This window comes from Streptomyces sp. CLV115, assembly GCF_038448545.1.
In the GTDB taxonomy this organism is placed as follows: Bacteria; Actinomycetota; Actinomycetes; order Streptomycetales; family Streptomycetaceae; genus Streptomyces; species Streptomyces sanglieri.
Genome location: NZ_JBCEWQ010000235.1, coordinates 1 through 9356, shown reverse-complemented (window position 1 = coordinate 9356; position 9356 = coordinate 1). Strand labels below are relative to the sequence as shown.

The 9356-nt window shown below is 69.7% G+C and carries 11 protein-coding genes and 2 pseudogenes; 7 read left to right on the top strand and 6 right to left on the bottom strand.

The features are described from left to right. On the top strand, positions 1 to 554 hold a 554-nt coding region (locus AADR41_RS39650; protein ID WP_342287113.1), incomplete at its 5' end, for a hypothetical protein. 118 nt (positions 555 to 672) lie between these two features. Here the strand turns inward: AADR41_RS39650 and AADR41_RS39645 are convergent. Beyond that, positions 673 to 1320 (bottom strand): HAD family hydrolase, encoded by a 648-nt coding sequence (locus AADR41_RS39645; protein ID WP_342287112.1) that lies wholly within the window; start codon positions 1318 to 1320, stop codon positions 673 to 675. A 176-nt stretch (positions 1321 to 1496) separates the two neighbouring features. On the opposite strand from AADR41_RS39645, the gene AADR41_RS39640 reads away from it, so the two are divergent. Continuing rightward, positions 1497 to 2030, top strand: a complete 534-nt coding sequence (locus tag AADR41_RS39640; protein WP_342287110.1) for a hypothetical protein — start codon at positions 1497 to 1499, stop codon at positions 2028 to 2030. Positions 2031 to 2115: 85 nt separating this feature from the next. Here the strand turns inward: AADR41_RS39640 and AADR41_RS39635 are convergent, their stop codons facing one another. The 3 genes from AADR41_RS39635 to AADR41_RS39625 all read right to left on the bottom strand — a co-directional run bounded on the left by AADR41_RS39635 (position 2116) and on the right by AADR41_RS39625 (position 4492). Further along, positions 2116 to 3009, bottom strand: a complete 894-nt coding sequence (locus AADR41_RS39635) for a helix-turn-helix domain-containing protein (protein WP_342287108.1) — start codon at positions 3007 to 3009, stop codon at positions 2116 to 2118. A 323-nt stretch (positions 3010 to 3332) separates the two neighbouring features. Then, the gene (locus tag AADR41_RS39630; RefSeq protein WP_342287106.1) at positions 3333 to 3638 is read right to left on the bottom strand and encodes a DUF397 domain-containing protein; all 306 of its coding nucleotides are present in this window, start codon (positions 3636 to 3638) and stop codon (positions 3333 to 3335) included. Continuing rightward, the gene (locus tag AADR41_RS39625) at positions 3635 to 4492 is read right to left on the bottom strand and encodes a helix-turn-helix domain-containing protein (RefSeq protein ID WP_342287104.1); all 858 of its coding nucleotides are present in this window, start codon (positions 4490 to 4492) and stop codon (positions 3635 to 3637) included. Before AADR41_RS39625 ends, AADR41_RS39630 begins: the two co-directional genes overlap by 4 nt. A gap of 134 nt (positions 4493 to 4626) precedes the next feature. Here AADR41_RS39625 and AADR41_RS39620 point away from each other — a divergent pair, with 134 nt between their 5' ends. The 4 genes and pseudogenes from AADR41_RS39620 to AADR41_RS39605 all read left to right on the top strand — a co-directional run bounded on the left by AADR41_RS39620 (position 4627) and on the right by AADR41_RS39605 (position 7275). After that, entirely contained in the window at positions 4627 to 5097 is a 471-nt protein-coding gene (locus tag AADR41_RS39620) for an ATP-binding protein (protein WP_342287103.1), read from the top strand. Between the two features lie 63 nt (positions 5098 to 5160). After that, on the top strand, positions 5161 to 5337 hold the full coding sequence (locus AADR41_RS39615) for a hypothetical protein (RefSeq protein ID WP_342287101.1): 177 nt from the start codon (positions 5161 to 5163) through the stop codon (positions 5335 to 5337). Positions 5338 to 5345: 8 nt separating this feature from the next. Next, a pseudogene (locus AADR41_RS39610) lies at positions 5346 to 6556 on the top strand (JmjC domain-containing protein). Continuing rightward, complete coding sequence (locus AADR41_RS39605) at positions 6466 to 7275, top strand: aldo/keto reductase (protein WP_342287099.1); 810 nt, start codon at positions 6466 to 6468, stop codon at positions 7273 to 7275. Before AADR41_RS39610 ends, AADR41_RS39605 begins: the two are co-directional and overlap by 91 nt. Here the strand turns inward: AADR41_RS39605 and AADR41_RS39600 are convergent. Continuing rightward, on the bottom strand, positions 7263 to 8102 hold the full coding sequence (locus tag AADR41_RS39600; RefSeq protein ID WP_342287098.1) for a hypothetical protein: 840 nt from the start codon (positions 8100 to 8102) through the stop codon (positions 7263 to 7265). The two genes, AADR41_RS39605 and AADR41_RS39600, sit on opposite strands and share 13 nt — an antisense overlap. 169 nt (positions 8103 to 8271) lie before the next feature. Between AADR41_RS39600 and aac(6') the strand changes: the two genes are divergently transcribed. Next, positions 8272 to 8745, top strand: coding sequence for an aminoglycoside 6'-N-acetyltransferase (aac(6'), locus tag AADR41_RS39595; protein WP_342287097.1), 474 nt, complete (start codon positions 8272 to 8274; stop codon positions 8743 to 8745). Positions 8746 to 8794: 49 nt separating this feature from the next. Here aac(6') and AADR41_RS39590 read toward each other — a convergent pair. Further along, positions 8795 to 9292, bottom strand: a pseudogene (locus tag AADR41_RS39590) (TipAS antibiotic-recognition domain-containing protein); the annotation flags it as partial. Positions 9293 to 9356: the final 64 nt, after the last annotated feature.

Sequence of the window (9356 nt, the reverse complement as noted above, 5' to 3'; positions counted from 1 at the left end):
CTCTTGTCCCCCTGGTCCCCCTCGGCAGCGAAGGCGGAACGGAGGCCAAGGGGGACCAGGGGGACAAGAGCGGCGGTGACGAAGGCTCCGACGGCGGTGGCCGCGGCGACGAGGGCGGTGGCCGCGGTGACGAAGGCGGTGACGGCGGTGGCCGCGGTGACGAAGGCGGTGACGGCGGTGGCCGCGGTGACGAGGGCGGTGACCGGGGCGGGCGCGGTGACGAGGGCGGTGACCGGGGCGGGCGCGGTCGCGGCCACGACCGGAAGAAGGAGGAGCGGATCTACTTCAACGAACGGTCCTACTCCGGCTTTTCGGAAGGCTGCATCAGCGCGGCCAGCGGGCTGGGCTCCACTAGCTTCAGTATCTTCAACGACAGCCGGAACGTCGTCGAGGTCTATCGAGGGTTCGCCTGTGACGGCGGTGCCCCGGTCGCCACGGTCGGCCCCTACGGCAGCACGTACGGCGTCGCGGCCCGTACCGTCCAGGGCAGCGGGTTCCTCGACAACGCCGTCGTGGGCAGCTTCCGGGTGATCGGCCACGACGACGAGTGGTGACGGTACGGAGCGCCGCGCGGCATGGCGAGCGACGGGCCGCGACCGGACGTCTCCGGGCTTGTCCGGTACGGGGTGCTCCGCACCCCGTACCCCGTACTCCCGGGCGCGGCCGGGACTCTCAGCTCCCGGACAGCAGCGTCGGCAGCTTGCGCATGTCGTCGAAGACCACGGTGTCCGGACCTTCCAGCCAGTGCGCCGGAGTCAGTCCGCCCGCGTAGCCGAACGCTCGCATCCCGGCCGAACGGGCGGCCTGCACACCGTACTTGCTGTCCTCGACGACCACACAGGCGGCGGGGTCGACCCCCATCCGCCGGGCCGCGTGGAGAAAGAGGTCGGGGGCGGGCTTTCCGTGTGCGACCTCGGTTGCGCTGAAGATGCGTCCCTCGAAGTGCGCGTAGAGCCCGGTGTGGCCCAGGGTGTGGCGCATCTTCTCGTGGCTGCCGCTGGACGCCACGCAGGTGGGGAGCGTGAGGGCGGCCAGCGCTTCGTGGATCCCCTCCACCGCGACGAGTTCACGGTCGACCGCCTCGCGGTGGAGGGCCTCGTAGCGCTGCTGCCAGGCGGCGGACTTGCCGGGCAGCCGGGCGTCGACCAGCTCGCTGATGGACTTGTTCGACCGGCCCACGAACTTCTCGACGACCTCGTCCGCCGTCAGCGGCCATCCCAGCTCGGCGCCGATCTGGACCTCGATGCGTACGGCGATCCGTTCGCTGTCGACGAGAACGCCGTCGCAGTCGAATATGACGAGCTCAGGGGTTGTGAACATCAGGTAAGGATACGGAGGACGGCGGGGACCGCACCCGTTCGGTCCGACGCCATGGTGGCCCGGCGCCTTTGGTAGCGTGCGCGGCACTCCGCCCCCCACCACCAGCTCACAGCGGGCCGACGCGAAGCCAGACTCGCGGTCGCTTGCCCGCTGGGCATCCTGATGAAGGAAAAGCCGTGAACACGATTTCCCGCACGATATCCGGCATAGTGGCCGCCACCGCAGTGCTCGGCGGTGCCATGGTGGCGACCGCAGGCCCGGCCGCCGCCGCGAGCTATCACTGCACCACCAGCAAGCACTCCGTCGACAACCCGGCATACAGCGGTCCTTACGGCGACAACTTCGACTTCTCCGTGCAACTCTGCGCCAAGCGCTCCAGCGGCAACATCTACACCTACGCCAAGATCAGCTGGGACGGGCCGGCCTGGTTCGTCGACGGCCCCAGCGAGTTCGACGCCGCCCGCTTCCACCTTCAGACCAAGAAGAGCGTGTCCGGCCCCGACAAGGTCGTGAAGTGGGCCAACTACACCGGCATCAAGTCCCGCCTTGAGCACGGCGACTACAAGGGCAACGGCAGCTACACGACCGGCGTCCTCAAGTACGCGGCCGGGTCCGGCCGTTACCTCGCCGACGGATTCCTCCAGCTGGACTGGGACAAGGACGGCAAGGGCTACCGGAACACGACGTTCTCGGCCTCCCCGACCGTCTGATCCGGACGGCTCGCCCCGCACCGGGTCGTGGATTTCCGCGGCCCGGTGCGGGTGTGTTCAGCGCTGTGTGTTCAGCGCTGTGCGTTCAGCCATGCGCGGAGACCGGTGGAAGCCGGTGACGATCGGCCGCGCACTCCCGGCAGTCGCCCGGCGTGGAGGAGCGGAAGGCGCGGTCGCAGCGGTCGCAGTTCTGGAGCGGCACGGTATGGCCGCCCAGGACCGGCGGGGGTGGCAGCAGGGCCGTGAGCCGGTACCGGAGGAGCTTCGCGGGACGCCTGAGGGGCTGGGGAAGATCGTGGGTGAGGGCGTGCCGGAGAGCGGCGGGCGTGGCACCACGTTCGAACCAGGTCGCGGCGGCGGGGGCGAGCAGGACGACGTCCTTCTCGGTGAGGGTCATCTCGGCCGCGTGCCGGTGAAGCTCGGTGAGCAACGCGGTGGCCGCCCGGAGGTACTGGGGGAGCGGGTTGCGCGGCTGGGGGAGCGGCGGAGGCGGAGGCGCGGGCGCGGGCAGGGGTGCGGGCTCGGGCGTCGGCGCGGGGGCCTGGCGGCGCGGCTTGGGCGCCGGGGTCGGCGCCGGTGCCGGTGCCGGTGCCAGGTGACGCTGTGCGGTGCCGGTCGGCTGGTTGTACGAGCAAGTGCGCGTGACGACACGGCCGTTGGGTAGTCGCTCGCGGGTACGCCGCAGATAGCCGTGGGCCTCCAGCTCGCGCAGCGCGGCGGCGATACGGGCCTCGCTCTCGGGGAAGCGCTCGGCGAGCTTCTTGATGCCGATCCGCGCCCCGGCGGGCAGCGACTGGATGTACGTGGACAGTCCGATCGCCAGCAGGGACAGTTCGCGGTGCTGGGCGAGGTGGTTGCCGATGATCGTGAACCGGCTGGTCTGGCGGGTGTTGATGTGGCGGATGCCGGACGTCGGCGACCCGCCCCCGCGAACGGCGGGCGCGGAGCGTGCGGGCACGCTAACCTGCTGTGTATCCATCGGGAAGGTGCTTCTTCCTTGGTGGTCAGGCCCTCGTTCGGGATCATCACTCCCGGCCGAGGGCCGACGTACGTGTGGGGTTGTGTTGGCGTGAGCATATGCCCGCAAGCTGCCCCGAAATCCAGCTGAGTTGCCCGATGTCACCCGCGCGAGTGACAGGGGCCCGCAGGTTACAGAGACGGGTCGGGTCGGGTTTTTCTTACGTCCTCAAGACAAAGACTTAAAAGCTTTTACGCCGCGGCCCACCGCGTCCCGGTCAGCCGCGTCGCGGTCCACCGGGTCGCGGCTGTCACGACCCGGCGGACGCCGGTCGTACCAGGCGCTCAGCCCTGCTGCGCGTACGAAACGAACGCCGCCCAGGCGCCGGGGGCGACGTCGAGTCGGGGCCCCTGGACGTTCTTGGAGTCACGGACGTGGACGGCGGCGGCACAGGTTGCGACCTCGATGCAGGCGCCGCCTTCGCCGCTGCTGCGGCTGGACTTGCGCCAGTGGGCAGCGACCTCGACGCACTCGCCACCGGCGCCGCTGCTGTAACTGCTCTTGCGCCACTCGTAGGCGACCTCGATGCAGTTACCCCCACCGCCGCTGCTGTAGCTGCTCTTGAACCAGTTCAGTTGCCCGGTGCTCATCGCTCTCCCAGCATCTTCTCGATCGCGGCCATGGACTCCCCCGGAGTGAGAGCCACCGACTGCATAATTCCATAGCGGACGGCCAGCGCCCGGACTTCTTCCGGCTCGGTGATGAGCCTCGGATACCCGTGAATCTCCAGGTAGGCGAGCTGCTGTTTGCCCTTGGGGGTGATCAGGGTGAACGGGCCGTCGATGCTGGGCTGGTCGGTGCGGTCGAGCGGCACCAGCTGGAGCTCTACCGTCCTGAGGCGGCCGATGCGCAGGAGCGCCTGCAACTGCTCCCGATGCACGTCGCGGCCCCCGATGGGACGCATCAGCACGCTCTCGTCCAGGATGAAGTGGAACGTGGGGGAGGGCCATGGCTCGAAGATCTTCTGCCGGTCGAGCCGGTCGGCGATCCGCTTCTCGATGGTCTCCTCGCTGAGCAGCGGCCTCCACTGGGCGAAGATCGCGCGTGCATACGCCTCGGTCTGGAGCAGCCCGGGCACGGACTGGTTGCTGTAGACGTAGAGTTGTGACGCGGCGGCCTCCAGATTCGCGTAGCCGCGATACCACTCCGGATGCCGCGTACGCGCCTTCGCCAGCGCCTCCCGCACCTCCCCGACCGTCGACCGGAGCAGGCCACCCGCGCCGAGCACGCCATCCGCGAGTTCCAGGAACTCCGGCTGAGACGTCCGTACCCCCCGTTCCATCGCGGAGATCAGGTCCTCCCCGCAGTGCGTGGCGACGGCCAGCTCCCGCTGGCTCATGCCCGCGCGCTCGCGCAGCACCTTGATCATTTTTCCGAGCGCCCTGAAAAGGTGCGCCGTTCCGTCCGATTCGGCCGGCCGCTCGGGCCGCACTTCCTTCTCCATGTGTCCCGCACCGCTCTCTGTCCACCCGGTCACGGCCGACGCCCCGTACAGCCGACCGGGCGTGCCCGTACAACTGCTCGGCGTCGTGGTGTCACTCCTGGTCAGCGTACGAGCAACCGGACACGCTGAGTCACATGAACGCCGAAATCACCCTTGCGGGCGCCGAGTTCGTCCAACGCTTCAGCGCCACCCGTCGGGGCGCGCGGCTGGCCCGCCATCTGGCGGTGCATCAACTCGACACGTGGGGTGTGCCGTACGGGTCTGGGCTCTCCGACGACATCGCGGTGATCGTGTCCGAGCTGGCGGCCAACGCGGTGCTGCACGGGCTCGTACCGGGCCGGGACTTCGAGCTGCGGCTGATCGCCCTCGCGGACACGCTCCGTATCGAGGTGTCGGACGCGCGGGGCGAGCGGGGGCCGGAGGTCCGGCCCTCCCGGCCCGGCGCGGAATCGGGGTTCGGCCTGCATCTGGTCGCGGCGCTGGCGACGTCGTGGGGCGTGAAGGACCGGGTCGTCGGCAAGACGGTCTGGGCGGAGTGCGTCATGGAGGCCCAGCAAGCTCCGCAGGCCCTTGTTCTGTCCGAAACGCGCTCTATTGCCCCCTGATGGACGCGAGTTAACTCAAACCTTGCCCGGAGCTGGGCGACAGCGGATGAGAGGAGAGCGTAGATGGCAGACAGGGCGTCCACACAGGTAGCAGGGGCCAGCCCCGCGCTTCTGATTGCGGTGGAGGAGCTGGCGACCGCGCACGACCGCAGCGAGTCCGAGCGGTCCGACGTCACCAGCTCGCAGAACAGCGCGGGTGATGACGGGGACAACCGCGACCTGAACCTTCCGAAGGAGTAAGGGAGCCCATGGAGCACCGGCTCGTCACCCACATTGAGAAGGCTCTTGGCTGGGACGGCCGGGTTCTGTGGGGACCGCGTTTGCCCGCGGCCGTCTCACGGACCCGGAGCTGCTTGCCCGCCTGCTGACCCCGCACAGACTGCTGGACCTGATCAAGCGCTGCCACCTGTCCAGTCCGCAGCTTCGCTGCTATGCCGAGGGTGACGAGACACATCCGTCCGTGTTCTTGTCCACCAACGTCAACCGACGCAGGCAGGCCGTGAGCCAGGCCGACATGGCGGCCCTCGGGCGGATCCTCAACGACGGCGGCACCGTGGTCCTGGACCACGTGGATTTCTTCGACCCGACATTGGAAGTCGCCTGCCGGGCCCTGGGCTGGTGGTCCGGCGAATTGACCTCCGCCAACGCATACCTAGCGGTCGGTGAAACCGACGGATTCCATTTGCACTGGGACGACCACGAGGTCATCGCCGTGCAGCTTTCGGGCGAAAAATCATGGGAGGTGCGTGGTCCGTCCCGGTCGGCGCCGATGTACCGCGACGCCGAACGCAACCGCACGCCCTCCGAGGAAGTGCTGTGGAAGGGCACTATGAGGGCGGGAGACGTCATGCACATTCCCCGTGGCTTCTGGCACACCGCTACCCGTCTCGGTTCCGGCGACGGTGGCCACTCGCTGCATGTGACGTTCGGGTTCACCAGACGGACCGGCGTCACATGGGCCAACTTCCTGTCCGACGCCGCCCGCGCCGATGAGGCGTTTCGCCGTGACCTGGAAGGCGCAGAGGGAACCGCGCACAAGGTGCTGACGGAGAAGCTCAGTGCTCTGGCCGAGGCCTACGGTCCCGAGCAGTACCTGGATGGACTGCGGTCCAACACCCCGCCCGCACGCCACATGCCCTACGTGACCGCCTTCGGCCGACCGGAGGCGGTCGCTGCCGTCACTGAGTTCGGCCCCTCCATCGCCCGCGCGGGCGACACGGTCGAAGTCTGCGGCGGGGGCAAGCGGCTGACCTTCCACGCGCGCGCCGAACCGGGCCTCCGCGCGCTTCTGTCGGGTCACCCGGTCTACCTGGACGGTGCGGACGTGGACACCACCACCCTGGCCGACCTGCTCATCACGGAGGGGCTGTGCGAACCACTGACGGAAATGTCGTCCTCGGGCTACACCGGTCTGGTCACCCCCGTGACGTACTCGAAGCAGCTGCCGACCTCGGCGTAGCGTGCCTCGACACCGCCTCGAACTATCTCCGCCATCGCTCACACGAGGTGCTGAGGACGCAGGCCGGCGATCTCCTGCCGAATTTCGCGATCTCCACCAAGGTCGGGTACTTCCCCGGGGAACACTCCCTCGACCCCGCTCGGCTGCGCACCGGGGTCGAGCAGGCCGCGAAGAACCTGGGACGGGAACCGGACGTGGTACTTCTTCACAACCCCGAGCACTCCCGCCCCGACGCCGAGACGCTGGCGCAGGCGTGCGCGGCCCTGGTCGGCGCCGCGCAGGCGGGGCTGTGCGGGGGCTGGGGTGTTTCCAGCTGGGATCCGCGCCCGCTCGTGGACCTGGACGCACCCTGCCCCGACGTCCTCATGGTCCGGTCAGGGCTGCTCGTGGGTGTCGACGTCCTCGAAGCGGCCGAGGCCATCGCGGCGCGGTGGCGGCCGTCGCGGGTGTGGGGCATGAGCCCCTTCGGCGGAAGTACGAGCGAGGCAGTGTGGGGGAGGTTCGACCCACGGATCTTCCTGCGGGACGCACTGCCGGCCACGAGGGTTCAGGCGACGTTCCGCTCCGCTTACAGCCTGCCCCGGGTCGACGCGGTCGCGGTCGGTACGGACAACGTGGAGCACCTGCGGGAACTGGTCGAGGCCCTGTCGTACCAGGTCGACGACCAGGTGGTCCAGGAGTACTGGCAGCTTCTCCAGGCCCGCCGTCAACCCGTCTGAAGTTCCTTCACCACTCGCTCCGCCGTCTCCCGGGCGGCCCCCGGGCGGGGGTCGTCGGGGTCGGCGTGGGGGCCGAGGATCTTCGCGGCGACGAACAGCGTCATCAGCCTGCCGTCCCGGGTATCCAGATCGTCACGCCGCTCGCTGCGGACGCGGTCGGCCAGAGCCGGGACGGCGAGGGAGGCACCCCACAGACTTGCCGCGTCCAGGCCGCGCGGGGCCATGCCCCAGTCCTCCCAGTCGAACACGCAGAACACCGGCCCCGCCACATTCGCCCAGTTGAAATCCGCATGGGCCGGACGCCGTTCGACCACGACCGTGTCGACGCCGGGGAAGACGCTGTGGATCGTTCCCGTGACCAGTTCCTGCGTGAGGGTCTCGGTATCCGGCGTCGCGATCCGGTTGGTGTGCTGCGCGGCGAGGGCATCCAGGGATGCATTCATCGCGGCCCACCACTCCTCGGACAACTGCGGATCCTCCGCCACCACGGCGCTGCCCACCGGCGTCCCGGGCAGCAGCTCCGTCTCGTCCGCCCGCCACATCACCGGCTCCGCCTCGTCCCGCCACGCGACCCCGGCGAACCAGGCCGGCTTGGCAACCCCGTGCAAAGCCTCCGCGGACGCGGTGCCGTCCCCTCCCTGAACCCCGATCCGGTCGAGCCCCCGTCGCTCCACACGCACCCACGTACCACGGTCCGTACGCGCCCCCACAGACCGACGCTTACGCACCACAGCCTTGCGCTCCAGGCGCACGTCCAGCGACCGCTCCACACGGTCCAGTACGGCTTCCACAGGCTCTTTACGCAGATCCACCGAACGCAGCGTCATACGCCCGAACGTACCAAGCCCCGGTCGCAGCACAGCGAGTCCGACACAGCCCTGCTCCGCAGGCGGCTCACGTCGCCGCGTCCGCCCCGGACCGACTGGCCGGGGAAGCCCTGGCGTGCGATGGGCGAGAGACGGCGCGTTCTCCGTACCCCTCGGGGAGAATGAGGACATGGAGCTGCGTGGGGACAAGATCGTGCTGCGGACGGTGGCCGACGGCGATGCCGAGATCCTCGAAGGAGTCGTGAGGGAACCGGAAGTCGCGGCGTGGTGGTCGCCCCCGGACGACTACGAGGGCATGCTGGCCGTCGTCTTCGAGGGCGAGGTCATCGGGGCCGTCCAGTTCGACGAAGAGACCGATCCGGAGTTCCGCCGCGCGGGCATCGACATATTCCTGACGGCGAGGCACCACGGGAAGGGACTCGGTGCCGATACGGTGCGCACGCTGGCCCGGTGGCTGGTGCGGGAACGCGGCCATCACCGGCTGACCATCGATCCCGCCGCGGCCAACTCCGCGGCCATCCGCTGCTACGGCAAGGTCGGGTTCAAGCCCGTGGGAGTCATGCGGGCGTACTGGCGGAACCACCGGACGGGCGTCTGGGAGGACGGTCTGCTGATGGATCTGCTCGCGGACGAGCTGGCCTGAACTCCCGCATGATCCGCGGCCCGTTGACGGATGTCTTCGGCACCGCGCCCTACTGCCAGACCGCGGTGTCGGGGTCGATGCCGTGGGCTCGCGCCTCGGCGTCGACGATGTGGCGGAACCAGGTGGCGAGGCCGGCGCGGATGCCGTCGTAGTGGGCGGCGAACGCCGGATCGGCCTCATACATGCGGCCGAGGCAGACCTGCATCTGCCTGGTGAGCGGAAAGTACGAGGCAAAGACCGCACGGTGCCGCTCGACGAGCTGATTCGCCTCCGGGCTGCCGGGTGCGACGCCGGCGGCCATCGCATCTCCGAGGGCGCGGTCGAGGGCGGCGACGGCGTCGGCGACGGCCTGCCACTCCTCCGGACCGCGAGAGGCCGAGCGTTCGGCGTACTGCCGCCATTGCGTCGTGTCTCCCCAGCGCTGACGGGCTCGGGCCGGCCCGTCCGGATCCCACTGCGGGCCGAAGACCGCGGCCTGCTGCTCTGCGGTCAGCAGCAGGCCGCGCTCGTGGGCGTCGATCATCCGGTCCAGTCCGGCGCCGAGCTGTGGGCGGGGGGGGGGGGGGGGGGGGGGGGGGGGGGGGGGGGGGGGGGGGGGGGGGGGGGGGGCG